This is a genomic window from Microbacterium hanjuni, from assembly GCF_043556395.1.
Lineage (GTDB): Bacteria > Actinomycetota > Actinomycetes > Actinomycetales > Microbacteriaceae > Microbacterium.
Genome location: NZ_JBIGIK010000001.1, coordinates 1,331,172 through 1,357,443, shown reverse-complemented (window position 1 = coordinate 1,357,443; position 26,272 = coordinate 1,331,172). Strand labels below are relative to the sequence as shown.

25 protein-coding genes and 3 tRNA genes are annotated in these 26,272 nt (G+C 69.8%); 15 read left to right on the top strand and 13 right to left on the bottom strand.

Translation table 11 applies throughout. From position 1 onward, the window contains the following. Nucleotides 1–26 precede the first annotated feature (26 nt). Nucleotides 27–515, bottom strand: a complete 489-nt coding sequence (locus tag ACFXP5_RS06655) for a YajQ family cyclic di-GMP-binding protein (RefSeq protein WP_394529457.1) — start codon at nt 513–515, stop codon at nt 27–29. 145 nt (nt 516–660) lie between these two features. Between ACFXP5_RS06655 and ACFXP5_RS06650 the strand changes: the two genes are divergently transcribed. After that, nucleotides 661–1,818: a DUF2510 domain-containing protein gene (locus ACFXP5_RS06650; RefSeq protein WP_394544015.1), complete on the top strand. Its 1,158-nt coding sequence runs from the start codon at nt 661–663 to the stop codon at nt 1,816–1,818. Beyond that, nucleotides 1,815–3,173 carry a hypothetical protein gene (locus tag ACFXP5_RS06645; RefSeq protein ID WP_394544014.1) on the top strand — a complete coding sequence of 453 codons (1,359 nt, stop codon included), beginning with the start codon at nt 1,815–1,817 and terminating at the stop codon, nt 3,171–3,173. Before ACFXP5_RS06650 ends, ACFXP5_RS06645 begins: the two co-directional genes overlap by 4 nt. 46 nt (nt 3,174–3,219) lie before the next feature. On the opposite strand, the gene ACFXP5_RS06640 is transcribed toward ACFXP5_RS06645, so the two are convergent. Continuing rightward, entirely contained in the window at nt 3,220–3,963 is a 744-nt protein-coding gene (locus tag ACFXP5_RS06640; protein WP_394544013.1) for a class I SAM-dependent methyltransferase, read from the bottom strand. An 83-nt stretch (nt 3,964–4,046) separates the two neighbouring features. Between ACFXP5_RS06640 and ACFXP5_RS06635 the strand changes: the two genes are divergently transcribed. The 3 genes from ACFXP5_RS06635 (at nt 4,047) to ACFXP5_RS06625 (ending at nt 5,629) form a co-directional block, all read left to right on the top strand. Continuing rightward, nucleotides 4,047–4,568, top strand: coding sequence for an FBP domain-containing protein (locus tag ACFXP5_RS06635; RefSeq protein ID WP_394544012.1), 522 nt, complete (start codon nt 4,047–4,049; stop codon nt 4,566–4,568). Then, complete coding sequence (locus ACFXP5_RS06630; RefSeq protein ID WP_394544011.1) at nt 4,565–5,461, top strand: PfkB family carbohydrate kinase; 897 nt, start codon at nt 4,565–4,567, stop codon at nt 5,459–5,461. Before ACFXP5_RS06635 ends, ACFXP5_RS06630 begins: the two co-directional genes overlap by 4 nt. A gap of 86 nt (nt 5,462–5,547) precedes the next feature. Further along, a tRNA-Tyr gene (locus ACFXP5_RS06625) sits at nt 5,548–5,629 on the top strand. A 59-nt stretch (nt 5,630–5,688) separates the two neighbouring features. On the opposite strand, the gene ACFXP5_RS06620 is transcribed toward ACFXP5_RS06625, so the two are convergent. Then, nucleotides 5,689–6,315 (bottom strand): TetR family transcriptional regulator, encoded by a 627-nt coding sequence (locus ACFXP5_RS06620; RefSeq protein WP_394544010.1) that lies wholly within the window; start codon nt 6,313–6,315, stop codon nt 5,689–5,691. Between the two features lie 611 nt (nt 6,316–6,926). On the opposite strand from ACFXP5_RS06620, the gene ACFXP5_RS06615 reads away from it, so the two are divergent. Continuing rightward, nucleotides 6,927–7,976, top strand: coding sequence for a hypothetical protein (locus tag ACFXP5_RS06615; protein ID WP_394544009.1), 1,050 nt, complete (start codon nt 6,927–6,929; stop codon nt 7,974–7,976). A 48-nt stretch (nt 7,977–8,024) separates the two neighbouring features. Here the strand turns inward: ACFXP5_RS06615 and ACFXP5_RS06610 are convergent, their stop codons facing one another. Then, the gene (locus ACFXP5_RS06610; RefSeq protein WP_394544008.1) at nt 8,025–9,635 is read right to left on the bottom strand and encodes a phytoene desaturase family protein; all 1,611 of its coding nucleotides are present in this window, start codon (nt 9,633–9,635) and stop codon (nt 8,025–8,027) included. A 54-nt stretch (nt 9,636–9,689) separates the two neighbouring features. Between ACFXP5_RS06610 and ACFXP5_RS06605 the strand changes: the two genes are divergently transcribed. The 4 genes from ACFXP5_RS06605 to ACFXP5_RS06590 all read left to right on the top strand — a co-directional run bounded on the left by ACFXP5_RS06605 (nt 9,690) and on the right by ACFXP5_RS06590 (nt 12,123). After that, nucleotides 9,690–10,484 carry an inositol monophosphatase family protein gene (locus tag ACFXP5_RS06605; protein WP_394529447.1) on the top strand — a complete coding sequence of 265 codons (795 nt, stop codon included), beginning with the start codon at nt 9,690–9,692 and terminating at the stop codon, nt 10,482–10,484. Between the two features lie 156 nt (nt 10,485–10,640). After that, the gene (locus tag ACFXP5_RS06600; protein ID WP_394544007.1) at nt 10,641–11,879 is read left to right on the top strand and encodes a M23 family metallopeptidase; all 1,239 of its coding nucleotides are present in this window, start codon (nt 10,641–10,643) and stop codon (nt 11,877–11,879) included. Nucleotides 11,880–11,944: 65 nt separating this feature from the next. Next, nucleotides 11,945–12,016 (top strand) — tRNA-Thr (locus tag ACFXP5_RS06595). A gap of 33 nt (nt 12,017–12,049) precedes the next feature. Then, a tRNA-Met gene (locus ACFXP5_RS06590) sits at nt 12,050–12,123 on the top strand. A 52-nt stretch (nt 12,124–12,175) separates the two neighbouring features. On the opposite strand, the gene ACFXP5_RS06585 is transcribed toward ACFXP5_RS06590, so the two are convergent. Then, the gene (locus ACFXP5_RS06585) at nt 12,176–13,519 is read right to left on the bottom strand and encodes a D-alanyl-D-alanine carboxypeptidase family protein (protein ID WP_394544006.1); all 1,344 of its coding nucleotides are present in this window, start codon (nt 13,517–13,519) and stop codon (nt 12,176–12,178) included. A gap of 141 nt (nt 13,520–13,660) precedes the next feature. Between ACFXP5_RS06585 and ACFXP5_RS06580 the strand changes: the two genes are divergently transcribed. Together ACFXP5_RS06580 and ACFXP5_RS06575 are read left to right on the top strand one after the other, a co-directional pair. Continuing rightward, nucleotides 13,661–14,698 (top strand): LLM class flavin-dependent oxidoreductase, encoded by a 1,038-nt coding sequence (locus ACFXP5_RS06580; protein ID WP_394529444.1) that lies wholly within the window; start codon nt 13,661–13,663, stop codon nt 14,696–14,698. Further along, nucleotides 14,698–15,354: an NADPH-dependent F420 reductase gene (locus tag ACFXP5_RS06575; RefSeq protein ID WP_394544005.1), complete on the top strand. Its 657-nt coding sequence runs from the start codon at nt 14,698–14,700 to the stop codon at nt 15,352–15,354. Before ACFXP5_RS06580 ends, ACFXP5_RS06575 begins: the two co-directional genes overlap by 1 nt. A 19-nt stretch (nt 15,355–15,373) precedes the next feature. On the opposite strand, the gene ACFXP5_RS06570 is transcribed toward ACFXP5_RS06575, so the two are convergent. After that, nucleotides 15,374–15,976, bottom strand: coding sequence for a MarR family winged helix-turn-helix transcriptional regulator (locus ACFXP5_RS06570; RefSeq protein WP_394544004.1), 603 nt, complete (start codon nt 15,974–15,976; stop codon nt 15,374–15,376). Nucleotides 15,977–16,207: 231 nt separating this feature from the next. On the opposite strand from ACFXP5_RS06570, the gene ACFXP5_RS06565 reads away from it, so the two are divergent. Together ACFXP5_RS06565 and ACFXP5_RS06560 are read left to right on the top strand one after the other, a co-directional pair. Further along, nucleotides 16,208–17,662 (top strand): serine/threonine-protein kinase, encoded by a 1,455-nt coding sequence (locus tag ACFXP5_RS06565; RefSeq protein ID WP_394544003.1) that lies wholly within the window; start codon nt 16,208–16,210, stop codon nt 17,660–17,662. Nucleotides 17,663–17,801: 139 nt separating this feature from the next. After that, entirely contained in the window at nt 17,802–18,839 is a 1,038-nt protein-coding gene (locus ACFXP5_RS06560) for an NAD-dependent epimerase/dehydratase family protein (protein WP_394544002.1), read from the top strand. A gap of 27 nt (nt 18,840–18,866) precedes the next feature. On the opposite strand, the gene ACFXP5_RS06555 is transcribed toward ACFXP5_RS06560, so the two are convergent. From ACFXP5_RS06555 to ACFXP5_RS06525, 7 genes are all read right to left on the bottom strand, one after another. Then, entirely contained in the window at nt 18,867–19,190 is a 324-nt protein-coding gene (locus ACFXP5_RS06555) for a DUF7882 family protein (protein ID WP_394544001.1), read from the bottom strand. A gap of 128 nt (nt 19,191–19,318) precedes the next feature. Beyond that, a complete protein-coding gene (locus ACFXP5_RS06550; protein WP_394543999.1) occupies nt 19,319–20,254 on the bottom strand; it encodes an AraC family transcriptional regulator in 936 nt (311 codons plus the stop codon). A gap of 151 nt (nt 20,255–20,405) precedes the next feature. Next, a complete protein-coding gene (locus ACFXP5_RS06545; protein ID WP_394543997.1) occupies nt 20,406–21,596 on the bottom strand; it encodes an aminotransferase class I/II-fold pyridoxal phosphate-dependent enzyme in 1,191 nt (396 codons plus the stop codon). A gap of 2 nt (nt 21,597–21,598) precedes the next feature. Continuing rightward, on the bottom strand, nt 21,599–22,267 hold the full coding sequence (locus ACFXP5_RS06540; protein WP_394529436.1) for a methionine ABC transporter permease: 669 nt from the start codon (nt 22,265–22,267) through the stop codon (nt 21,599–21,601). Next, on the bottom strand, nt 22,264–23,292 hold the full coding sequence (locus ACFXP5_RS06535) for a methionine ABC transporter ATP-binding protein (protein WP_394543995.1): 1,029 nt from the start codon (nt 23,290–23,292) through the stop codon (nt 22,264–22,266). The genes ACFXP5_RS06540 and ACFXP5_RS06535 overlap by 4 nt, the downstream gene beginning before the upstream one ends. Further along, nucleotides 23,289–24,134: a MetQ/NlpA family ABC transporter substrate-binding protein gene (locus tag ACFXP5_RS06530; protein WP_394543994.1), complete on the bottom strand. Its 846-nt coding sequence runs from the start codon at nt 24,132–24,134 to the stop codon at nt 23,289–23,291. The genes ACFXP5_RS06535 and ACFXP5_RS06530 overlap by 4 nt, the downstream gene beginning before the upstream one ends. 159 nt (nt 24,135–24,293) lie before the next feature. Next, nucleotides 24,294–25,247, bottom strand: a complete 954-nt coding sequence (locus ACFXP5_RS06525) for a manganese catalase family protein (protein ID WP_394543993.1) — start codon at nt 25,245–25,247, stop codon at nt 24,294–24,296. Nucleotides 25,248–25,377: 130 nt separating this feature from the next. On the opposite strand from ACFXP5_RS06525, the gene ACFXP5_RS06520 reads away from it, so the two are divergent. Beyond that, a complete protein-coding gene (locus tag ACFXP5_RS06520) occupies nt 25,378–26,271 on the top strand; it encodes an aldo/keto reductase (RefSeq protein ID WP_394543992.1) in 894 nt (297 codons plus the stop codon). The last annotated feature ends 1 nt before the right edge of the window (nt 26,272 follow it).

The following is a 26,272-nucleotide window of genomic DNA, read 5'->3' as shown; positions in this document are numbered from 1 at the left end:
GAGATTCGCGGCGACGTCAGCGGGTGTTACCGGTAGTTGATGAACTGCAGGTCGAGATCGAGGTCGGCCGCACGCAGCAGGCGCATGACTTCCTGCAGGTCGTCGCGCGACTTCGACTGCACCCGTAGCTCGTCGCCCTGGATCTGCGACTTCACGCCCTTGGGGCCCTCGTCGCGGATGATCTTGCCGATCTTCTTCGCGTTCTCCGACGAGATGCCGTCCTTGATCGTCGAGGTGATGCGGTATTCCTTACCGCTCGGCGTCGGCTCGCCGCTCTCGAGGCTCTTCAGCGAGATGCCCCGCTTGATGAGCTTCGTCTGGAAGACGTCGAGCACCGCTTTCGCGCGCTCCTCGGAGCCGGCCTTGATGAGCACGGCTTCGCCGCTCCACTCGATCGAGGCGCCGGTGCCCTTGAAGTCATAGCGCTGCTCGACCTCTTTACGCGCTTGGTTGAGGGCGTTCTCCGCCTCCTGGTGGTCGACCTTGCTCACGATGTCGAAAGAGGAATCAGCCATGCCGTGAGTTTAGCCGCGGCGGCTGCCGCCGCATCCGATGTGCGAGAAGAGCGGATGCCGGCAGTCGCCCGGCTAGGGTCGGACGTGCGCCGGTGCCCCTCGGTGCGACGCTGTCGCTTGTGTCGTTCGGTCGAGGAGAGGTCTCATGGACAACGCCCCGCTTCCCCCCGCGGATTGGTACGCCGATCCTTCGGGCGCCCCGCAGCTGCGCTACTGGGACGGTGCCGCGTGGACCGAGCACGTCGCGCCGCCCGTCGGTCCCACGGGTGCCGCGCAGCCGGTGGGACCCACCGAGCCCTCCGCGCCGTCGGCCCCCGGAGCGCCGTTCGCACCCGTCGGCTTCCCGCCCCGCCAGAAGGTCATGACGCGGGGCACCTGGGTGACGCTCATCACCACCGTGGTGATCGTCGGTGGCGCCCTCGGCGCTCTCGGGTGGAGCGCAGCATCCACCGCTCAATCGATCTCCGCCGAAGCGCCGGCCGTGCTGAACGGCTTCCTCGAGACCGCGACCCGTGGTGACGACGCCTGGCGGGACTACGCGGCCCCGGGCTACGGACCCGCCGCCGGCGCCCCGCTGTACGGCGATTCGGTCGCCGCCGAGGCGATCGGCCTCGCGATCGAGTACGAGGTGGGGGAGCTGAACTACGCCCAGCAGGGCTACGACGCTCCCGACCCGACGCAACCCACCGGCGCCGACTCGGCGACGGCGCCGGTGGACTTCACCTACACGTTCTCGGTGGACGGCGTCGAGCAGACCGTGACGGTGACGCGGATGCTGTGGCTGACGCGTGCGTTCTACTTCGGCGACGACGTCGCCTCGGGAGCGCGGGAGGACGAGAGCCCCACCGCCGTCGGACCGTGGCAGGTGGCCGCCGTCGTCGTTCCCGACACCACGGACCTCGACACGGTGCCGCCCGACACGACGACCTATGAGGCGGCCCCCGACGAGTTCTCGCAGTGTCCCTCCCCGGAGAGCGTGCTGACGGAGATGTCGGAGATCGCCCGGGTGCAGGGCTTCCTCGGCGCGGTATGCCTCAGCGCCGGCGACCGCACCGGGATCGGGGAGGACGTCAGCCTCGATGCCCTGGTGGCGGGGTTCCCCGTGCTGAACTACCTCTCGCCTCCGAAGGACACGATCGGGCTCGGCGACGAACTGAACGGCCGATCCGGGCCGCTGTCGGAGTACCGGATCATCGCCGGCGACACGGAGTACGTCTTCGTCTTCGCCGCGACGGGCGGCGGCGACATCGGCGACGATTCGCAGACGCGCGTCATCAGCATCCAGATTGCGGAGACAGAGTGAACGAAACGACCCCGTCCCCCGCCCGCAACCGAGCGGCCCGCAGCGCGCAGATCACGATCGCCGCGCTCGGTGTGGCCGCGCTCGTGATCGCCGGCGGCTACGCCTGGGTCACGTGGCCGCGCACGCCCGACCCGGGTCCGGCCGCGGCGGTTCCCGGCGAGTACGTGCCGTGGAACACCGACCGCTCGTTGTCCCTCGGCCAGGACGCGATGTGGACCGACATGAACGAGGCGATGCGCACGAAGAACCGCGAGCTGTTCCTGTCGTGGGCGGAGGGAGACGCTGTCGATCAGCTGGGCAACTGGTGGGACAGCACCACGACCATCGGCTGGGACGTCGCGGCGATCTCGCCGCGCACCTTCGCATCCGAAGACGACGGCACCGTGCCGGTGATGCTCGGCGCCCAGTTCGCCTTCGCCGCTCACCCCGAGCGCGGCGACGGTAACCCCGACGCCGACCTCAACCTCATCCAAGGCTTCGAATACACCGTCACGCTGTCGCCCAGCCTCGAGTCGGAAGACCCGAACGACCCCTACGCGACCGACCGAAAGATCGTGTCGATCGTTCCCGCGAACGAACCCAACCCCTGGGATGAGGGGGCGTTGCACGTCGTGAAACGCGACCACGTCGTGCTCTTCGGCATGGCCGACGAGAGCGCCCTGGTCGAGGCGAACGCGGATACGGCGGAGCAGGCTGCCGTCACCGCGCTCGAGGCGATCCGCGCGATGGGAGCGCAGGTCCCGCAGGACGGCTTCGTCTCGGCGATCACCGGCGACGAGGGCCGCTTCACGCGGTGGGAGTACGGAACGGGTACGCCGTGGGAGATGGACGTCGCCGGCTACGCGCGGCCGGCCCTGCGTCCTGATTCGCCCGAGGAGTGGCTGGACCCCACGATCGCGACCGGCGCGGATACCTCGGGGACGCTGATCGTCATGGGGCCCAAGAGCGACGACCAGCGAGAAAAGACCTTCGTGCACGAGTTCGCCCATGCCCTGCACTTCACCGCGGCACCCGGCACCTTCATCGATCCGCCCGCCGCGGTCATGGAGGGGTTCGCCCGGTACGTGGAGTGGTCGACCGGGCTCAGCGAACGCGGGTACCTGGACCCTCGCATCAAGGATGTCGTCGCGCGAAACGGAGCGGACGCGTTCGCGGATGAGGCGCTGCGGAGCGCCGAGGCGAACCTGGCGTACGACTCGGCCGGGTCGTACTACGCCTTCGTCGCCGCGAACGGCGGTTCGCCGTGGGACCTCGCCGTGCGCGGAAGAACCGGATTCGGCGGCCTCGTCGGCTTCGCCGAGATGTCGGATCAGTACAGCATCGCCCGGTGGCAGGAGTGGGTCGCGGCCCAGTAGCCCTCCGGGGCGGGTGAATGCTGCGACCGCGGGCGCCCTTAGTCACTCAGGTCTTGGCTACCACCCACCGGAAGGCGTTGCGGAGCAGGTAGCCGGTGCCGTCACGGAAGGGCTGGGCGGCCGCAATGACCGTGGGGCCGCGTTCGGCCAGGCCCGCGGCGTCTTCGCCCAGCAGGATGCCGCGCACGAGGATGTCGTCGTCAGCCGCGCGCCACGGGGTGTCGACCACGCCGGACGCCACGACGCGCAAGCCCGCGTCGGTGACGGCGGCCTCGAGCCCGCCCGCTGTGGAGAGGGGGCCGTTCGGCGGGGGCTCGTCGCCATCCGCCCCGGCGAGGGCGCGCTCGATCACGTCGACGTCGTTGAAGGAGTGCTCGGCCCAGTTCGCCACCGCGACGAGGCCGCCGGGCACGAGCACGCGTGCGAACTCCCGCAGCGCCGCGGTCGTGTCGTCGGCGAAGTGCAGGGCGTTCACGGCCGTGACCACCTCGACCGAGGCATCCGCGAGAGGGAGGTGCTCAGCATCCCCTCTTCTCACCGTGAAACCCCGTGCCTCTGCCAGCTCGCGCATGCCGCTCGCGGGGTCGACCCCGATCGGGTCGGCTCCGACCTCGCGCAGCACCGCGAGGAACTCGCCGGTTCCGCACCCCGCGTCGAGCACCCGGGTGCCCGGCCCGATGCCGGCGGCTGCGATGAGTGCCAGCTGGGCGGGAAGCGCGAAGGCTCCCCACAGCTCCGACCAGCCGCTCGCGACTTCCGACCAGCCCTCGGCGTCCGCTCCGTCGACCATGCGATCACCCTATAGCGGGCGATGCCACGGAGGACGGCCCCGGCGGGGGAGGGGGTTCGTAGACTGTTCCGCGAGGTGATGCCATGCGAGCTCTGACCGATACCGAGGTACGCGATTCCTTCGTGAACGCGACGCCCGACGAACGCCGTGTTCTGGCGATGCCGGTGGACTTCCTGCTCACCGACTGGGACCACCTCGACTTCTTCGCCTGGCGCGACCCGCAGACCCGCGGACGTGGCTACATCGTCGCCGAGCGCGACGGCGAACTCGTCGGGGTCACGCTGCGCGCGGCCGAAGGGTCATCGCGCGCCCACTCCGGTTTGTGCAACCTCTGCCACACCATGCAGCCCGCCGACCAGGTCGCGCTGTTCACCGCACGCAAAGCCGGACGCGCGGGTGAGGCCGGTGACAGCGTCGGCACCTACATGTGCGCCGACCTGTCGTGCCACGAGAACGTGCGGCTCGCGATGCCGCTTGCCCCGCTCGAAATGCGCGCGAGCGTCGACCGCAAGATCGACGGCACCCGCCGGCGCACCGAAGCGTTCGTCGACCGCGTGCTCGAGGGCACGCGCGTGGGCGCCACCAGCAGTACCGACGCGTCGTGAGCGACCGCATCGTCGTCGTCGGCGACGCCCTCATCGATGAGCTGCGTGACGACGCCGGCGTGCGGGAATTCGTGGGCGGCGCCGCGCTGAACGTCGCGGTCGGACTCGCGCGCCTGGGTGCGCGGACGAGCCTGATCGCCATGGTCGGCGACGACGAGGCCGGCGAGGCGATCCGCACCTCCCTGGCCGACGCCGGCGTGCAGCTGATCGCGACGCCCTCCCCGCTCGGCACCTCGCGAGCAGTGAGCGTGCGCTCCGCAGGCGGCGAGCCGCAGTACGCCTTCAACGAGGCCGCGCGAGGTCGCCGCATCCGCTTCGGCGAGGCCGAGCAGGCCGCGATCGCTGACGCCGCGATGGTCGTCGTCAGCTGCTTCCCCTTCGATGACGTCGAACAGACGGCGGAATTGGCGGCGGCGGTGGCGGCAGCATCCGTCGATCTCGTCATCGACCCCAATCCGCGGTCCGGGATGCTGCACGATCGGGCCGCGTTCGTGGACGGTTTCGAGCAGATCGCCGCCGGAGCATTGCTGGTCAAGGTGGGCGAAGACGATGCGGCCCTGCTGTACGACGCCGACCTCGACGCGCTGCGCGCGCGGTTGATCGAGCGGGGCGCCGCCGTCGTGCTCGCGACGTTCGGACCCGCGGGGGCGGCGATCGATGTGGGCGGCGAGGTGGTGGTGCGGCCGATCTCCGACCTTCCCGGCGCGGTCATCGACACGATGGGGGCCGGTGACGCGGTGCTCGCGGCGACGGTGGCGCAGCTCGACGAGGGCCTGCCGCGCGATGCGGACGCGTGGGGCGACGTGCTCGAGCGGGCGATGGATGTGGCTGCCGCGACGTGCCGGTTCGAGGGCGCGCTGCTGCGGTTGCCGTCGGAACTCGACCCGGTCTGAGGCGTGGTTTCACGGCGCTCTCGCGTCCGGGTAATATGGTCTCTCGCGCCTCTGGTCGACTGAAAAAGCCGGGCGGGTGCGCACCCGGCGAGTTACCCTAGCGGCCAAAGGGATCTGACTGTAAATCAGACGGCTCAGCCTTCGGGGGTTCGAATCCCTCACTCGCCACCGAACGACACAAAGACCGCCGAGAGATCGGCGGTCTTTCGGTTGTAACGGGCGTTCGACTAGGGCGCGGTCGTGCTGACCTGGCCCGACAGGAGCGGCTCGACGTAGCGCTGCACGCTCAGCATCCGCTCGGGCAGGGACTTCCATCTGTCGGCCATGCCCGCGAGCGTCTGTGCGCCGACGAAGGCGTAGTTGAGGAACTCCGCCGCGGAGCTCACGTCGAGGTCGGAGGTCACCGAACCGTCAGCGACCCCGTCCTCGAGGAGTGAACGGGCGATGCCGATCCACTCGAAGTACGGGTCGTGCGCTGCCGACGCGAGGTCGGGACTAGGCTCGTTCGCCAGCTTTATGCCGGCCTGCACCACCTCGTCGGATGCCATCAGCGCAGCAAGGTCGCTCATCACGGTGAAGAGTTTCTGCAAGCCGTTCTGCGAGCCGGTCAGTGTGCCGGCGAGGGTCGAGGTCATCCTGTCCTGTTGCGCGCTGAGAACGGCTTCGGCGATCTGGGCTTTCGTGCCGAAGTGGAAATAGAGCGCGCCCTCACTGATGCGGCTCGCTTGAGAGATGTCTCGCAGGCGAGCCTGGCTGTAGGGCATGTGGGCGAAGACGCGGGCAGCGCCGAGCAGCAGCGCTTCTCGCGTTGCGATGGAGCGTTGCTGGCGCGGTTCGTCCCTGCTACCAGCCATGTCCGCCTCCGATCGCGAGTGCACCCGCCCAACAGGCTACGTAGAAAACACTCGTCGCGGCCACGACGACAAGGAGCGTCGTGGCCGCGTGAGAAGCGCGCTCGCCGCGTGGGGCGCTGCGCGCGAGGATGACGGCGGCGACGAGCGACGCCGCGAAAGTCGTGAGCCCCACCCACCCCAGGCCACTGGCCACACCCCCATCGCCGCCATCGGACAAGCCGAGTCCGTAAGCGCTCATCCCCAACAGCGTGGCCGGAATGGCGGCAAGCAGGACGCGGGCGATCCACGTCACACGAACACCCGAATTCGTCGACAGCCTCGCCCGCATCCTGCTCCGCCCCCCGGCACCGGCGTACCCCGCTCAATAAAGTAAGTCAGCCGACTTGGTTTGTAAAGCACGGGGTTTCTCGCCCTCGGTTCTCCTGTCACACGGTGCGGGTGCGACCCGCGGGTTGTGACAGGGCAGCGCTGAGGGGAGTGACGCGGGGGAGCGCGAGGTGCTCCTCCCCAGGGGGGTGGGCGGCAGCATCCGCTCACAGGTCGGCGCGGATCGACCCTGCGAGAGACGCCCGTGACAGGATGGGCTTGATTTCATCGCGAGGAGAACCGAGATGACCGCTCCCCACCAGCCCTACCCGCCGCAGCAGACCGAGCCCGAGGCCGGTGCCGAGCGGCCGCGGCTGCTGCGCTGGGCCATCTGGGTGGCGATCGGCGCCCTCATCCTGGCCGCGATCGTCTGCGTCATCTGGGTGCTGATCGGGCCCGAGAACGGCATCATCGGTCGTGCCTTCCTGACGATCCTGCTGCTCGCCGCCTTCGCCGGAGTCGCGATCCTCGACACCAGCCTTGCGCCCCGCCGCCCCCCGTGGTTCGCGCTCACGAGCATGATCACCTGGGTCGTCACGTTGCTGCTGGGTGCCTTCCTCATCTGGATGCCCGCCGACCGGTACGGCTCGTACGACGGCGGGTTCGGTCGCTTCGCGTCGTTCCTCGGCATCGTGCTGGTGCTGCAGCTGGCCCTGCTGCACGTGCGTCTCTTCTCCAAGTCGGTAGCTCGTCACCGCACCGGGTTCAATCAGGCCACCGGGGCCGTCACGATCGGCCTCGTCGCGCTCCTGGCGCTGATGCTCGTGCTGCCGCTGACGTTCCACGAGTTCATCGACTTCGAAGACCTCTACTGGCGCATCGTCGTCGCCGTCGCGATCCTCGGCGCCGTCGGCACCGCGCTCGTGCCGCTCGTGAACGCGCTGTTCGCTCCCAAGCGCGAGCGTCCCGCCCCGCCGTACGCGGCCGTCCCGGGCTACCCCGGTTACGGCGCACCGCAGGCCTACCCGCAGGGCATCCACCCACCCCAGCCCCAGCCCCAGCCGTATCCCGGACAGGCCGTCGCGGCGCCGGCGCCCGCCCAGCAGCCGTGGCCGACCTTCGTCGACGGGGTCACCCCCTTGCCGGTCATGCCCGACGGCTCGCCCGACTGGAACGCGTACTACACGGGCTACCCGTCGGTGCCCCAACACGCGGCTCCCGAGGCCGCTCCGCAGGCCCAGGCTCCGCAGGCCCAGGCTCCGCAGAGCCCTGCTCCGCAGGATCAGGCTCCGCAGAGCCCGCCCGCGGGCGGACACCCGGGCTTCCCGCCGCCGCCCCCGCTTCCCCCGCAGTAACGGGCTCCGCGCGGCCTGACGTCGCGTACTCCCCGCGGAGGCAGAGCGTCAGTCGCGGGCCGCGCCGAGCAGCTCGAGAGCGGCCATCGCGGCGTTGTGGCCACCGATGCCGCTGACCGCGCCGCCGCGACGGGCTGAGGATCCGCACAGCAGGATGCGCTCGTGCGCGGTTTCCACGCCCCACCGCACCGCCGGACGATCGAGATCGACGCCGTCGGGTGCCCACGGCCACGACAGCGGTCCGTGGAAGATGTCGCCGCCCACCATGCCCAGATCGCGCTCGAGGTCGGCGGTGGTGCGCGCTTCGATGCAGGGCGCCCCGTCGGGGCCCTCGAGCACCACATCGGCGATCGGCTCGGCCAGCACCGCGTCCAGTGAGCGCTGGGCGGCGGCGAGCAGCGCGACGCGGCTCGCGGCCGGATCGGCGTCCGCCACCAGCCGGTGCGGCACCTGCAGGCCGAACAAGGTCATCGTTTGAACACCGGCCGCGCGCAGCTCGGGGCCGAGGATCGACGGATCGGTCAGCGAGTGGCAATAGATCTCCGCCGGCAGCGGTTCGGGCACGTGACCCGCGACGGCCTGGCCGTACGCGCGATCGAGCTGGGTCATCGTCTCGTTCACGTGGAAGGTGCCCGAGAAGGCGGCCTCGGGCGAGACGGCCTCGTCGTGCAGTCGTGGCAGTCGACGCAGGAGCATGTTCACCTTCACCTGAGCGCCCTCGGCCGCCGGCGTCCGCTCCGTCGGCGCGGGAGCGTCGGATGCTGCGGCGCCGGCCGCCAGCAGGCGCTCCAGCAGGTCGCTGCCCACACCGCTCATCACCAGGCGCCCCCGCAGGGTTTCGGGGATCGGACCGTCGACGTGCACCTCGCCGTCAGGGGTGATGGAGGTGACCTCGCTCCCCGTACGCACCTCCGCTCCGGCGTCGCGGGCGGCGCGTTCGAGTTCGGCGCTGACGCGTCCCATCCCGCCGACGGGCACGTCCCAGTCCCCGGTGCCACCGCCGATCACGTGGTAGAGGAAGCAGCGGTTCTGCCGCAGCGACGGCTCGTCGGCTGACGCGAAGGTGCCGATCAGCCCGTCGGTCAGGGTGACGCCGCGGGCGAGATCGGAAGCGAGGGACGATCGGATCAGCTGTCCCAGCGGCCGCTCGACGACGTCGGCCCAGATGGCGTCGTCGCCCACCCGCTCGCGCATCGCCGATTCGTTGACGAGCGGCTCGGTCATCGTGGGAAAGAGGGTGCGGGCGAGCGGGCCGAGGCGCTGCCCCAGAGTGGCGTACCGTTCCGCCTCGTCGGGGTCACCCACCGTTCGAGCGAAAGACCGCGCCGTGGCGGCAGCATCCGCCGTGTCCACGAGGATGCCGCGGCCGGGGTCGGCGGGATCCGGGGTGTACGAGGAGTAGCGGCGCCGACGCAGCTCGATCTTCAGCCCGAGGTCGTCGATGATCTGCCGGGGGAGCAGGCTGACGAGGTACGAGTACCGCGACAGTCGGGCGTCGACGCCCGGCCACGGCCGTTCCGACACGGCGGCGCCGCCGACGTGGTCGAGACGTTCCAGCACGACGACCCGGCGCCCGGCTCGTGCGAGGTAGGCGGCGGCGACAAGGGCGTTGTGCCCGCCGCCGACGATGATCACGTCGTGGGTGCGCGCAGAGGCCATGCGTCCACGTTAGCGAGACGACACCTCGCCGGCGGAGGCGGATACCGTGGAGGCATGAGCCTGCCCTCCGACCTGCTGCACTTGGCCACCGAGATTGCGCGTGAGGCGGGGGAGCTCGCCTTCCGTCGGCGTCGCGAGGGCGTCACCATCGCCGCCACGAAGTCGGCGCTCGCCGACATCGTGACCGAGGCCGATCGAGAGGTCGAGACCCTGATCCGCGCTCGCCTCGCCGCCGCACGCCCGGACGACGGCTTCTTCGGCGAGGAGTCGGGAGCCGGAAGCGGAACGAGCGGTATCACCTGGGTCGTCGATCCGATCGACGGCACCGTCAACTACGCCTACGGCATTCCGGCCTGGGCGATCAGCATCGCCGCGGTCGAGGGCGAACCCGATCCCGCAACGTGGAGCGCTCTGGCGGGAGTCGTCTACAACCCCGTCTCCGACGAGCTGTTCCGCGCGACGCGGGGCGGGGGAGCGTGGCTCGGCGATCACCGCCTGCAGGTCAACGACGAGGTCGGCCCCGCCGGCGGCCTGATCGGCACCGGCTTCGGTTACGACCCCGCCACGCATGCCGCAGCTCTCGAGCAGCTCTCGCGCGTGATGACGATCTCGCGTGATCTCCGCCGCATCGGGGCCGCGTCCCTGGACATCGCCTTCGTCGCCGCTGGCCGCCTGGACGGCTACTACGAGCGCGGTCTGCAGCCCTGGGACCACGCCGCCGCCGTCCTCCTGGTCACCGAAGCGGGCGGCATCGCCGGCGGCGCGCCCGGGGGAGTGCCCGGGCGGGAGATGACGATCGTGGCCGGTGCGCGACTTTATGCCAAGCTGGACGAGGTCATCGACTACTGATCGACCAATGGCCCCGGGCCTGGGCGAGCAGATGGCTTTCCCAGGGACCGCGAGGTAGTGTTTACCTGATCGTTATCTTCGCCGCCCGAACGGTGGGGACGCCCGAACAGCCCGTAATTGTCGCGCCCGCGACACGACCCGAGAGCACTCTGCGCGTTGACCTACACTCCTGAGGCCGAGTCTGCCCCCACACGGCGGTCGGCCCGACCTCTCGCTGCGCCCGCCGAGGCGGGACGCCCGCTGACCCGGGCCGAGCTGCGCCGTCGCGCACAGGCCGCGGTGGCGCCGGAGACGTCGACGGATGCTGCGACCGCCGCCCCCGAGGAAGCCGCCGACCTCGCCACCCTCCCGGAGCTCGCGCCCGAGGCGCTGGTTCTGCCCGCAGCTGCGCGGCGCGTGCGGGCCCGCCCGGCGACGCCGGTGGCCGAGGCCCCCGAGGTGTCCGAGCTCTACGTGCCCGCCGAGGACGCAGACGAGCCCGTCGCCCAGGAGACCCTTCTGCACCTCCCGTCGCAGGAGGAGCTCGACGAATTCGAGGCCGCAGCACGCCTCTTCGCTTTCACGGGCGAGACGCCCATCCAGGTCGCGGCCACGGCCCGCGCGAGCGAGGACGACGCCGATGCCGCGTCGCAGCATCCGCTCACCCACGCCCCCCGCCACCGGCGCTTCACGTTGCGCCGCGTCGCGACCGCCTCGTTCTCGATCGGCGTGTTCGGTGTCGTCGGGCTGCTCGCTGTCGGGATGACCACCCCGGTGAGCGCCGTGGCCGCCGCGCAGGGAACGGATGCGGCCGCGAAGACCACCAACATCCTCGCCGGCTCCGACGTCTCGGCCGACCCCGACGAGATCCAGGCGTACGTCGCGCCCGCCGACGTGCAGAGCGGCACGATCGAGCGCACCGACGATTACGAGACCATGAGTCTCGCTCAGATCGCCGCCGATTCCGGCATCCAGAACTTCTCGAGCTTCTTCACCAACGACCCCACCGCGCCGATCCAATGGCCCTTCGCTGTCGGCGTGCCGATCACCTACGGGTTCGGCATGCGCTCGGGCACGATGCACGAGGGTGTCGACTTCGTGCCGGGTGCCGGGGCTCCCGTGCAGGCGATCGCCGACGGCACCGTGCGCATCGCCACGGAGTCGGGTGGAGCGTTCGGCGTCACCGTGCTGATCGACCACGTGATCGACGGCGAGCTCGTCTCGAGCCGGTACGGCCACATGCAGTACGGCTCGCTCCGCGTGAAGCCCGGCGATCACGTCACCGTCGGCACCGTGATCGGCAAGACCGGCAACACCGGACGCTCGTTCGGTGCGCACACGCACGTGGAGATCCTCGCGGGCGGTACGACGCCGATCGACCCGATCCCGTGGCTGCGCGCACACGCCGGAGGCTGACTCGCGTTTTCTGCGGGGCCGCGGCTCTGGTATTCTCGTCTAGTTGCCCGGGCTCGCCCGGGTACGCCCCGATAGCTCAGTGGTAGAGCACTTCCATGGTAAGGAAGGGGTCGACAGTTCAAACCTGTCTCGGGGCTCGAAGCATCCGTTCCACCACCAGGATGCTGCGCGGCGGGGTAGCTCAGTTGGTGAGAGCGCACGACTCATAATCGTGAGGTCGCGGGTTCAAGCCCCGCTCCCGCTACATTCACCCCCGGAATCACGCCGATCCCGGGGGTTCGTTCGTTTCACGAGGCCTATCCGCCGAGCTCTCCGGGGTGGGTGAGGCGCCACCACTGGGTGGGCTGCTCGATGCTTCCCCTGACCTCCAGCGGCGCGGTCGCCGTCTGGGAGCCCGCGGTCCAGGTGATGCTGCCGACCACCTCGCCGTCTCTGTAATCCGCCGGATCGGAGACATCCATCGTCATCGTGATCGCGGTGTCCGACCACGTGAGGATCGAGGCGCTGTCGGCGACGACCAGTTCCGCGCTCGCCCCCCACGCCGTGGCGTACGAACCGACGACCTGCCCGGCAGTCGCGAGCGAGACGGAATGGAAGCCGGCGCGGATGCTGTCGAGTTGCGCGAGCACCGTGGCGTCGACCGATTGCCGGGACGACCCGCCGAGGATCACACCGGTCACGCTGAGCGGCTCGCCGATGCCGACGTCGACCGTCGCGGTGTAGAGCAGGTTGTAGCTGCCCTCACCGAGGTTTCCGGTCTTGAGTCCCGTGACTCCGCTTCGTCCGAGCAGGTCGTTCGTGTTCGAGAGCGTTCCGAAGATCGGGAGGGAGAGCGTCGGGGTGGCGGCGAGCTTCGCGATCGTCGGGTTGGCGGCGGCCAGCTTGCCGATCGTCATGACGTCGGCCGGGGTGGAGGTGTTCCGACGACTGATCCCGGTGGGCTCGACGATCGTCGTGGCGGTGAGCCCTTGCGCGGTGAGCCACCGGCGGGCCGCAGAGACGAAGGCGCCCGGTGAGCCGAAAGCCCAGGTCGAGACGGCGTCGGCGTAGTTGCTCGCCGAGGGGATGAGCATCGTGGCGAGAGCGTCGCGTTCCGTCATGAAGCTCCCGGTGGGCATCGCAGCCACGGTCGCGCCCTGCACGTAGTACTGGTCGTAGAGATCGTGGTCGGCCTTGTCGAAGGTGATCGTCGGTCCGGGGTCGTCGGGGCCCGCGAGCGGCTTCGCGTCGAGCACCACCAGTGCGGTGATGAGCTTGCTGATGCTGGCGATCGGTCGAGCCTCATCGGATCCGCTCGTCGCGGAGAGTCCGTCCGGTCCGAGATAGGCCGCGCCGCCGATGACGCTGAGTGCGGAGGAGCCCTCGGGGGAGAGGGTGATGGCGGCGGCGGTGGCAGGGGTGAAATCCGGTGCCTGCGAGCTCGCGACGGGCGGGGCCAGCGGAGCCGTCACAGCCCAGCCGACGTAGGCCGCGGGGACTCCCAGGACGATCACGAGGACGACCGCCGCCACGATGAGCCCGATGCGCCGACCCGAGCGGCGCCGACCCGGATCGCGCGGCTCGTCGCCGGCTCCATCGGGCTCGTACATCAGCTCGTCGAGCCCCGACAGCCCGCTCGCACCCTGGTCCTTCGTCGTCACTGCGGCCCCCCGTCTGTGATGATGCGTCTCCCATCATGGCGGATGCTGTGCGGCAGCCCGTTTCGGGCCCGGAACCCCGCGTCCTGCGGTAACGTAATTGATGCGTCAACTAACGGGGAGACGCGGAAGGGGTCAGTCACGATGGACAACGTCGAGTTCGGTCTGGACACGTTCGGAGATGTGCCGCAAACGGACGCCGGGGTGCTCGCCACCCACGGTGAGGCCATTCGGCAGGTTCTGGCCGAGGCGATCCTCGCCGACGAGTTGGGCATCGACGTCATCGCGCTCGGTGAACACCACCGCCCCGAATACTCCATCTCGAGCCCCGAGACGGTGCTGGCCGGCATCGCGACCCGCACTTCTCGCATCCGCTTGTCCTCCGGCGTGACCGTTCTCAGCTCCGACGACCCGGTGCGCGTCTTCCAGCGCTTCGCCACCGTCGACGCCCTCTCGCACGGGCGCGCTGAGGTCATCCTCGGTCGCGGCTCCTTCACCGAGTCGTTCCCGCTGTTCGGCTACGACCTGTCGGAGTACAACGTGCTCTTCGAGGAGAAGATCCAGCTCTTCTCCGAGCTGCTGAAAGAGCAGCCCGTGACGTGGTCGGGCACGACCCGCCCCGCGATCGACGGCATCGACGTGTTCCCGAAGACCGAAGCAGGGCGCCTCTCCACCTGGGTCGGCGTCGGCGGATCGCCGGAGTCGGTCATCCGTGCCGCGAAATACGGCTTCCCCATGATGCTCGCCATCATCGGGGGCGCGCCCGCCCGCTTCGCGCCGTACGTCGACCTCTACCGCCGCGCGGCGGAGCAGTTCGGCACCCCGGTGCACCCCGTGGGCATGCACTCGCCCGGTTTCGTCGCCGACACCGACGAGGAGGCCAAGGAGATCTTCTGGCCCCACTACAAGGTCATGCACGACCGCATCGGATCCGACCGGGGCTGGCCGCCGATCCGTCGCGAGGACTTCGAGAACGAAGTACTGCACGGTTCGATGTACGTCGGTTCGCCCGAGACGGTGGCACGGCGCATGGCGGACGCGATCCGCGCCCTCGGCGCCGGTCGTTTCGACCTCATCTATTCGCAGGGCTCCACGCCCGCCTCGGCCCGACTGAAAGCCGTCGAGCTGTACGGCACCACCGTCGTGCCGATGGTCAAAGACCTGCTGGCGCAGAGCAACTGATGGCGCAGACCCGAGGAGCCCTCGCCATCCTCGGCGCGGGCAAGGTCGGCACCGTGCTCGCGCGGCTGGCCGTGGCCGCGGGCTACCGCGTGTACATCGCCGGTTCGGGTGACCCCGCGAAGATCGCGCTCACGATCGAGGTGCTGGCCCCCGGGGCGGTGGTCACGTCGGCGGCCGATGCGGTCGCCGCCGCGGACACCGTCCTTCTGGCGCTGCCGCTCGGGCGGTTTCCGACGCTCGACCCGCGGATGCTGGCGGGAAAGCTCGTAATCGACGCGATGAACTACTGGTGGGAGGTCGACGGGATCCGCCCCGAACTGAACGACCCGACCGTTTCGACGTCGCGCCTCGTTCAGGACCACCTGGCGGCCTCGCGCGTGGTGAAGGCGTTCAACCACATGGGCTACCACGACCTCGACGCGGGCGCCCGCCCCGAAGGCGGTGCGGGCCGCAAGGCCATCGCCCTCGCCGGTGACGACGCGGGCGACCTCGCAGCCGTGGCCGAGATCATCGACGCGGTGGGTTTCGACCCGGTGCGCGTCGGCGATCTGGACGCCGGTGTACGGCTGCAGCCCGGGAGCTCGCTCTTCGGCGCCAACCTCACCGCCGCAGAGATCGACGGCGTCTTGGACGAGCGGTCCGACTCCGCCGCGTGAAACGGGCGTGCGAGACGCCCTAGGCGACCGGGTCGCGCGCCGGGTCGCTCTCCTCGGGCGCCGCGTGGCTCGACACCAGTGCACCCAGAAGGTCGGCCGCACCACGCTCGGGGGGCAGGGCGCTGAGCTCGCCGCCCTGCGGCTCGCGGTCGGCGAGGTGCTCGGCCAGAGCGCGCATCGCGTCTTCGACCGCGCGCAGTTGCTCGTCGCTCAGCGCGGCGACGAAGGTGTCGTATACGGAGTGCATGTGGGCGGGCGAGGCCTTCCGGAACCGGCGCCCGCCGGCCTCGGTCAGCGCGATCACCGCGCCCCGGCTGTCATCGGCGGCCGTCTCGCGCGTCACCAGTCCTCGCCGCTCCATGCGGCCCAGGTGGTGGGAGAGGCGGCTGCGTTCCCAGCTGATGTGCTCGGCGAGCTGCGATGAGCGCATGCACTTCGCCGGGTGCTCGAACAGGGCCAGCATCACGACATAGTCGCCCATCGACAGGTCGGAATCGCCCTGCAGCTCCACGGCGATCTGGTTCTTCACCAGCTCGGACGTCTCGATGAACGACCGCCACGCCCGCAACTCGTCGGGGGTGGGCGACTTCCTCGAGCGGGTGTTCGCTCTCTCGGATGCCATGGCGTCCCTTCGCTTGACGTGTCAATCACATTCTCGCACACCGTGCGTCACACGTCCCTGAGGCTGTTGTCTGCTGTTCCCCTGTCACGAACTGCGGGTGCGACCCGCACTTCGTGACAGGGGAACAGCAAGCGCGCGGCGGCATCGTCGTCAAGGGCGTCATTCCGAGCAGGAGGGGTGAGTACCCTCGATCACGCGGCGCCTTCCGAAGCGCGCGGGAAAGGCGCCACCATGCCCACGGACGACGACTCCTCCACCGAGGAGCTCCTCGGGGGGCGCTATCAACTGGGCGTCTGCATCGGCGAAGGCGGAATGGCGCGCGTGCACCGCGGGTACGACGTCGCGCTGGGGCGCGCTGTGGCGATCAAGCTCATGCGCGCCGGGGTGGAGAACGCCGGCGCCCTCGAGCGGGCGCGCGGAGAGATGGCCGTCCTCGCTTCGCTCAGCCACCCTTCTCTCGTCACGCTCTTCGACGCGAGCATCGCGCCCGGTAAGACGAGCTACCTCGTCATGGAACTCGTCGACGGCCCGACCTTGAGCGCCTGGCTCGACGGCGGGGCGCTGGGCGAGCGAGATGTCGCGCACCTGGCGCTCGATCTGGCCGAAGCGCTGCACGTCGTGCACGCCGCCGGCATCGTTCACCGCGACGTCAAACCGTCGAACGTGCTGCTGTCGGCCACCGACCTGCCGGGGCGGAAGTACCGGGCGCGGCTCGCGGACTTCGGCATCGCCTACCTCGTGGACAGCACGCGGCTCACCACCCCCGGCACCGTGGTCGGGACGGCGGCGTACCTCGCCCCCGAACAGGTGACCGGCGCGCCCCCGGCACCGCCCGCCGACGTCTACGCCCTCGGACTGCTTCTGCTCGAGTCCCTCACCGGTGAACGGGCCTTCGCGCAGTCCGCGGGCGTCGAAGCGCTCGTCGCCCGGGTGCACGCCTCACCGGCCGTGCCCGACTCGGTCGATCCGGCGTGGGCCGCGCTGCTCCGACGCATGACGGCGCTCGATCCGGCCGACCGCCCCACGGCGCTCGAGGTGGCGACCGAGATCTCCGCCCTGCCCGTCGACGCGCGCCCCTCCCCGCCGCTGCCCCTTCCGCCGCTGCCTCCGGCGCCGACGATGGTGATGGATGCTGCGCCCACCCTCGCTTTCGCGGGAGTCGAGGGTGAGCCCACCCGCCTCGCTGCGGTCGCCGCTGCTGCGTCGACGCCGGTGCGCGACCGGCAGCGCCCGCGCCGAGGAACGAGGCGCGCCGCGGTCATCGCCGGGGCGGCTTTCGCGGTCGCCGCGGTGCTCATCGCGGGCTTCTGGCTGCTCGGGTCGGGAGGCGGCGTGCCCGCACCGGCCGCGACCGTGGTCACCGAACCCAGCTCCGACCCCACGCCCTCCGCCCCCGCCGCCACCGAGCCCGCGGTTACTGAACCGACACCCGACGACGCGGGCGAGGACGACGGCGACGAAGGCGAGGACGAGTCGGGGGTCGTGCCCGTCGAAGATTCCGACACCGCTCCGGTCGTGGAAGAGCAAGCTCCGCCGGCGACAGCCGAGGAGGATCGCAAGGCCGAGGAGGAGCGCGCACGCGCTGCCGAGAAAGCCCAGAAGGCGGCTGAGCAGGTTGCAGAGCAGGCGGCCAGGGATGCGGAGAAGGCGGCGAAGGGCGGTCCCGACGCGCCCGGCAAGCCGTGAGCGCGCCCGCGCGCTAGCATCCGATCCGCCCCGCGTCGATGCCCGTTCGCCCCGCGGGCGCGCGACCTAACGTCGGGGCCATGGCACCCACCTCAGCACCCTCGACCGCATGTGCCCCCGCCCGCCGAGGAGCGGCCGCGTGAGGGTCGTCATCGTCGGCGCGAGCGGCAACGTCGGATCGGCCGTGCTGCGGCGGCTACACACGGCGTCCGAAAGCCGTGCCGCCGGAGACGCGCTGCAGATCGTCGGTGTGTCTCGACGCGCGCCCGACCCGACCGTCGCCCCCTACGCGGGGGTGGCGTGGGTCGAGATCGACATCGCGCGCTCCGGGACCGAGACGGCGCTCGCCGAGGTCTTCGCGGGGGCCGACGCTGTCATCCACCTCGCGTGGGCACTGCAGCCCAATCACGACGAGGCCGCGATGCGAGCGACCAACGTCGGCGGCACGGCGCGCGTGCTCGCCGCTGTGGCGGCAGCATCCGTGCCGCATGTCGTCGTGGCGTCCTCCGTCGGGGCCTACAGCTTCGGACCCAAGCGTCGGCGCATCGATGAATCCTGGCCGACCGGAGGCATCGCGACCGCGCACTATTCGCGGTACAAGGCCGCGAACGAACGCGCGCTCGACCGCTTCGAGGCGGAGATGCCCGGTGTCGTGGTCACCCGCGTGCGCCCAGGACTCGTCTTCCAGGCCGATGCCGGCGCCGAACAGGCGGCGCTCTTCCTCGGCCGGCTCATCCCCGTGGGGATTCTGCGGGTATGGCGTCCGCGGGTGCTGCCGTTCCCGAGCCAGGGCATCTTCCAGGCCGTGCACGCCGACGACCTCGCCGACGCGTTCTGGCGCATCGTCGAGCGGCGCGCGGCAGGGGCGTTCAACATCGCCGCCGAGCCCGTGCTCGACCCCGCGCTCATCGCCCGGACGATCGGCGCGAAGCGCTGGGTGCCGGTGCGAGCACGCGCCGCTCGGCTGTTGGTGGAACTCACCTGGCGGCTGCGGCTGCAGGCGACCGATGCGGGGTGGGTCGACATCGGCACGCAGGTGCCGGTGATGTCCACCGCGCGTGCCAGGGACCTGCTGGGATGGGTGCCCGAGATATCGGCCACCGCAGCGCTCGCCGAGGTGGTCGACGCGATCGCGCACCGCACACGGGGAGCGGGCTCCCCGCCGCTCGAGGCGTGACCCGCTCAGATCGGGCGGGAGGCGCGATCAGACGTAATCGGCCGACGACGTGTCGTCGGGGGGTTCGGGCACGACGTACAGCCCGGTGGGCGCGTTCGCGGTGAACATCAGTGCGTCGAGCCAGGCGCGGTTCAGGATCGGCTGGCGACCCCCGTGGAACTTGAAGACCAAGGATGCCTGCGAGTGGACCCATACGATCGTGCGGCCGCCGCCCAGGCTCGCGTCGTCCTTCCACGCGAAATAGAACGGCTCATTGCGCCGCAGCTTGTTGCCGATGACCACCTGCAGGTGGGCGAGAACGCGGTCGTCGAAATCAACACGCAAGCTGTTCTCGTAGACGAACTTTCCCATGTTTCTCCTCCGCGGGATGAATCCCGCACCCTTCAGCTTGACGGTTATCTGTGTTCGGCCCCCGCAGGGCATCCTCGACGCGCATCACACAGCCGGGGTGCGCACCGGCCGGGTTCGCGCGCGATCGATCAGGTGGAGCGCGCGGTGGCGTGCGGGTAGACGCCGTAGGCGGCGCGGTAGTACGCGGCGAAGCGCGAGGGATTCGTGAAACCCCAGCGCAGCGCGATCCGTCCCACCCCGGGGGTCGGATCGTTCTGCAGGTCCTTGTGTGCTCCCGCCAACCGCACCTGGCGGAGATACTCGCGCGGCGTGAGGTCGAGCTCACGGCGGAACGCCAGTTGCAGTCCGCGGGGTGACATCCCGGCGGCCTCGGCGACGGCGGCGAGCGAGATGGGCTCGTGCGCGTGGTCGTCGATGAACGCCGTCGCTCGCCGCAGCGCAGCGGGGGCGGGCCTGCTCTGATGGGTGTGCTGGACGGCCTCGAGGAACGAGGTGTGAAAAGTCGTCAGGGTGCTCCACAGGGCGTGGCGGCGCAGCTCGTGATCGAGGATCTCGCTCTCGCCGTAGGCGGTGAGGGAGGTGTTGAGATACCGGTGGGAACTCTCCCACCGGCGGCCGGCCTCCGCGCTGACGGGCGCCGGGTCGGGGGTGCGCAGCACGAAGCGGTCATCGCCCGTCATGGCTCGCGCCTGACGTTCGGCGGCCGCGCGATCGAACAGGAACGCGTGCACCCGGCTCTTGCCCGACCATCGGGCCGTGGCGGTGGCACCGGCTGCCGACAGCCAGGGCAGCGAGGCGTCCACGGTTCGCCCGGCGGAGCTCACCGAGGCCCCGCGCGCCGATACCCGGCAGGCCAGCAGCTGTTCGTGCTCCTCGATCGTGCACTGCACCTCGGCGGTGAGCTCGCAGCTCACGACCGTGAAGTCGGGCATCGAGAACGACGACCACTCGAGCGAGAAATCATCCGGGTCCATGCGGTGCAGCCGCGCCGAGGGAGCGAAGCGGTGCCACACCGCGGCCACGGCATCGACACCCTGCGCGCGTACCTGCAGCTGCTCAACCATGCGAGGCCTCCCGCTGAGGCCGCTTCGCACCGACGGTCATCGCCGACGCGTGGCCTCCGATAACGGAGCGGTCAGTCGCCTCATGCACCTGCATAGGGTGCGTCCTGGTCCGTACCTGGGAGGAGGGCCTTGACACCGCCCCGTGCCACCGTCAAACGGTGCGCGGCTCCGAGGTCGCCCGGCGCGCGAAGGCATCGAGTCGCTCGACCAGCTCGTGCAGAGTGGCATCGTCGTGAACGAGGCCGATGCGGAAGTGCCCGCGCCCCCGTGGTCCGAAACCGTCGCCGGGCGCGACGGCGACCCGCTGCTCCTCGCGCAACCGGGCCGCGAACGCGACGGCCGGCTCATCAGCCGGCAGCCGGACCCACACGAAGAAGGTGCCGGCGGGCTCGATCACGTCCCACCCGCCGCGGCGGAGGCCCACCACGACGAGGTCGCGGCGCTTCTGGTACACCTCGACGAGGGCGGATGCTGCGGACTGGTCTCCCGCGAGCGCTGCGGCGGCAGCATCCTGTGTCGCCCCGAACATGGTGCTGAAAGCGTGCACCTGGTAGCGCTTCATGGCCGCGATGATCGAGGCGTTGCCCGCGGCGAAACCGAACCGCCATCCCGCCATGCTGTAGGTCTTCGAGAGCGTCTGCAGTTCGACCGTGCGCTCGAGCTGCCGATCGAAGGTCAGCGCCGAGAGCGGGCGGCGCCCGTCGAAACCGAGTGAGGCGTAGGCGAAGTCGTGTACGAACGCGGCACCGGTGCGCCGGGAGAACGCGAGAGCTCCCTCCAACGTCGCCGGCGATGCGAGGGCGCCGGTGGGATTGTGCGGGTAGTTGAGCAGCAGCACGCTCGCTTGCGCCAGGCCGTCGAGCGCGGCGAAGTCGGGCTGGTACTCCGGCTCGTGCAGCGGCAGCACCGCCAGCTCGGCCCCGGCGAGATCGATCGCGGAGCCGTACGCCGGGTAGCCCGGGTCGGGGGCGACGACGGTCGAGCCGGGGTTCGCGATCGCCATGACGGCGGCCATGAGCGCCTCGTGCGAGCCGTGGAAGATCGCCACCTCGGTGGCGGGGTCGATCGTGACCCCGTGGTCCTGGTGATAGCGCGTCGCGATCGCGTCACGGACGGCGGGGCGGCCCGCGTAGGAGGGATAGCGGTGGTTCACCGGATCGGCGACGGCGCGCTGCATCGCAGCGACGATGTGCGCGGGGGTGGGCAGGTCGGGGTTGCCCTTCGAGACGTCGATCATCCGGGGGCCGGGCAGCGCCGAGAGCCGGGCGATCTCGAGATCCATCGCCCCCCAGAAGTTGGGCGGGAGGCTCTTCACCCGGTCCGCAGGCGGAAAGTTGCTCACGATCACCGCCGCCGATAACGTCGGGCGACCGAGGTGCCGATCATCTGGATGCCCTGCACGAGCACGATGAGGGTCACCACGGTGATCACCATGGCGAATCCGTCGTAGCGCTGGTAGCCGTACGAGAGCGCCAGGTCACCGATACCGCCGGCGCCGACCGTTCCCGCGACGGCGGTCGCATCGATGAGGCCCACCGTGGCGATCGTGATGGCCAGGATCAACGAACTGCGGGCTTCGGGGAGCAGGAAGCGCCAGAAGATCTGCCACGGCGAGGCGCCCATCGAACGGGCAGCCTCGATGACCCCGCGCGGCACCTCGAGCAGCGAATTCTCCACCAGGCGGCCGATGTAGGGCGCGATCATGACCGTGAGGGGCACGATGGCCGCCCAGACCCCGATGCTCGTGCCCACCAGCAGACGGGTGAAGGGCAGGATCGCCACCAGCAGCACGATGAACGGCAGCGAGCGCACGATGTTCACGAGGGTCCCCAGAACCAGTGCGACGAAGCGGTTCTGCAGGATGCCGCCCGGTCGCGTCAGGGCGAGGAGCGTGCCGATCGCGATGCCGAGGAGCGAGCCGAACACGAGGGCGAAGCCCAGCATCTGCAGCGTCTCGCCGACCGCGCGCAGGTAGATGTCGGGGGTGATGAGGGTCCAGCGGTCACCGTTCATCGCACGACCTCTTCGATGCTGACGACCCGTTCGGCCAGGTAGGAGCGGGCGGCGGCGACGCGATCGGGCGCACCGTCGACCTTCACGATCATCTGTCCGATCGTGTGGCTGCGGATGTCGGTCATGTCGGCGTGGAGCATGTTGACCGTGACCCCGAGATCGGTGATGAGGTGCGACACGAGCGGCTGCGTGACCTGTTCGTCGAGCAGCAGGAGACGCCAGAGGCCGTCCCCACCGACGTGGGAGATCACCCGCTCGGGAACTCCCTGCGGGACCACCGTCGTGACGAAGTCGCGGGTGATCGCCGCGGTGGGGTGAAGGAAGGTGTCCAGCACCGTGCCCTGCTCCACGACTTCCCCGTCAGCCATCACGGCGACCTCGTCGGCCAGGTCCTTGATGACATCCATCTCGTGGGTGACGACGAGGATCGTCGTGCCGTACTCGACGTTGATGCTGCGCAGCAGCTCGATGATCTGCGCCGTCGTGGAGGGATCGAGCGCGCTCGTCGCCTCGTCGGACAGCAGGATCTTCGGGTTGCGGGCGAGCGCGCGCGCGATGCCGACCCGCTGTTTCTGGCCGCCGGAGAGCTCGGAGGCGTGGCTGTTCGCCTTCTCGGTGAGGCCGACGAAGTCGAGCACCTCGTCGGCACGGGCGTGGGCCTCCGCCTTGCCGACGCCGTCCAGGCGCAGCGGCATGGCGACGTTGTCGCGGACGCCGACCGTCTCGAGCAGGTTGAACTGCTGGAAGATCATCCCGGTGCGCCGCTGGGCCGATCGCAGGTCGCGCCCGCGCAACGCGCCCATGTCGACCCCGTCGACGAGCACATGCCCGGAGGTGGGTTGCTCGAGACCGTTGACCATGCGGATCAGGGTGGACTTGCCGGCGCCGCTGTAACCGATGACGCCGTAGATCGACCCGGGTCGCACGGCGAGGGACACGCCGCGCAACGCCGAGGTCGACCCCGCCTTGCCGCCGAACTCCTTGGAGACGTTGTCGAAGACGATCCCGTCGGGGGACGCGGTCACTCGAACCACGACGGCAGCTGGTACCCGTCGTACTGCGGGTTCGAGGTGATGTATTCGATGAACTCGGGCGACTGGTACGCCGCCTTGATCGCCTCGGCCCACGGGGTCTCGAGGTCGGTCTCGCGCACCGCGACGACGTTGGAGAACTCCAGCGGCTGGTCTTCTACCGCGAGGGCATCGTCGTAGTCGAGGCCGCCCGCGACGATGAAGTTGCCCTGGATCGTGGCGTAGTCGACGTCCTGCAGCGCCGGGACCTGCTGCGCGTTCTCGATCTGCGTGATGTTCAGGTTGTGGGGATTGTCGGTGATGATCGAGAGGGTCACGGTGTTGGGATCTTCGACGTCGTCGAAGTCGATCCAGCCCACGTCGCGCAGCACGAGCAGACCGCGGTAGAGGTTCGACGGCGAGTCGGGAACGGTGACGGTCGAGCCGTCGGCGACGTCGTCGAGCGAGGTCTTCTTGCCGCCGAACAGGGCCATCCGCGGCGTCGGGATCTGCACGAGCGGGGCATTGTCGATGCCCTCTTTGTCGTTGACGAAGTCGAGGTAGACCGGGTGCTGCATGATGTTGGCGTCGATCTCGTTCTGCGCGACGGCCACGTTCACCACGATGCCGTCGGTGAACTCCGTCGACTCGACCGAGTAGCCGTCCTCCTCCAGGATCGGAAGGATGCCGCCCTCGAACATCTCGCGGTACGGACCGGGGTTGAAACCGATCTTGAGGTCGGTCTTGTCGTCGGTCGGCGCCTCGCTCGTGGCGGCCTGCGACGATGCGCACCCGGCAGTAGCAATGAGGAGCGTTGCCGTAAGGGCGCCGAGGAGCGCGGTTCGGTTGATCTTCATTCGTGCTGTCCTTCGTCCATCCGGGAAAGCTCCGCTCGGGTCGGGCGGTGCCGCGAGGCCACGCTAACGACGACGAGACGGCGCGCAGATGCGCGCCGTCATAGACGGCAACAGAAACGGCGGCCCGTCGAGGCGGACCGCCGTTTCGTGGTGGGTAAATCAGCTCTTCATCGCACCGAAGGTCATCTCGATGTCGGCCATCTCCATCGCGGCGGTCGCCTCGATCAGCGCGCGCAGGTCCTTGTCGGCGCCGGGGGAGAACTCCTCCGGACGCTCGGGAGCGATCGTGATCGGGGAACCGACGGGCGCCTGCTCGGTCGCCAGCAGGTCGGTGCCGTCGTTCGAGGGCGACATGCCCTGGAAGATCTTGCCGGCCTCGGACTGGTTGCCGAGGTCGAACGAGAACTGCTTGCTCTGCAGACCCAGCTCGATGAGCTTCTTGACCTCGGGGAACTTCTCCGCGTTGGTCTTCGGGATCGGCAGCGACGTCTTCCAATTGACCCCGAGCGTCTCGAGCGCCTTGGCGTAGGCGTTCTCGTGAGCCTGGTCGCGCACGATGAGGTACGAGATGGTCGAGCGGGCCGTCTTGTTGTCGGTCATCTCGTACAGGCGGCACTTCTGCAGACGCCCGGTGGATTCGAGCATGAGGTTGTACAGCAGGTCGAGCACGAGGTTGCCGGAGTTGTAGACCCAGCTGCCGTTCCACGGGTTGCCGGCCGCATCGACCGGCAGGGCGCCCTGGGCGCCGACGAGGTAGTGGTGGATGTTGCTCTCCGACATCGCGATGCTCAGCGGCGTCGCGCCGCCGTCGCCGGGCTTGTCGACCGGGTCGCTCTTCTTGCCGTGGTAGTTCGGCGATCCGTCGAGCAGGCGCGAGATCGTCGTACCGATGAGCTCGACGTGCGAGATCTCCTCGGTGCCGATGCCCTGGATGAGGTCCTTGTACGGCTTCGCCTCGGGGCCACGGAAGTTGATGCTCTGGAAGAGGTACTGCATCATCGTGCGCATCTCGCCGAACTGTCCGCCGAGACCCTCCTGGAGGGCATTGGCTGCGGCGGGATCGGGCTCGTCCTGCTCGATCGGGTTGATGAACTGCTGAAGGTGGAAGTACATGGTGTGCTCCTTTGGACGGGGGTGGCCTCATCATTCGTCGCATCGGAGCGCTACACCGAGGGGGTTTCGAGCAACGTGCCGATCAGCTACGGTCACCTCGCGGCGACCGCCGCAGGAACCGAGGGATGCGATGAAGAAGCGGATGCTGGCGGGCCGGGAAGTCTCGGCGATCGGGCTGGGTGCGATGCCCCTGTCGATGAACAACGACAAGATCTATCCGTCACGGACCGACGCCATCGCGACGATCCACGCCGCCCTGGATGCGGGTGTCACCCTCATCGACACCGCAGACATCTACGCCCCCGACGGCGAGGCGATGGGCCACAACGAGCAGATCGTGGGCGAGGCCGTCCGTTCGTCCGGCGTCGCAGCATCCGACATCTTCATCGCCACCAAGGGCGGGATCACGCTGCACCCCGATGGTGAGCGCGGCCGCGACGGTTCGCTGCCGTACCTGCGCGCGGCCGTGGAGGCATCGCTGCAGAACCTCGGTGTGGAGGTGCTCGACCTCTTCCAGTACCACCGGCCCGACCGCGGGATGGTCTACGGCGAGATCATGCACAACCTCTCCGCTCTGCTGGAGGAGGGCAAGGTGCGCGCGGTCGGCATCTCCAACGCGAGTGTCGAGGAGATCGAGATCGCGCTGGGCGTTCTCGGGGCGGGCAACCTCGCGAGCGTGCAGAACGAGTTCTCTCCGAAGCATCCCGGCAGCATCGACGAGCTGCGCTATTGCGCCGAGCACGGCGTCGCCTTCCTGCCGTGGAGCCCGCTGGGCGGCACCGGTGGGGGAGCGCGCAACGTGGGTGACCGCTTCGGCGTCTTCGGCGATATCGCCAAGGAGCGCAACGTCAGCCCGCAGCGCGTCGTACTGGCGTGGGAGCTGGCGCTCGACGACGTCGTCATCCCGATCCCCGGTGCACGCCGCCCAGCGTCGATCGTCGACTCCGCCGCGGCCTCCGATCTCGAACTGACGAGCGAGGAGCTCGCCCGGTGCTCGCGTTCGGTGGGTATCGACGACGTCTGAG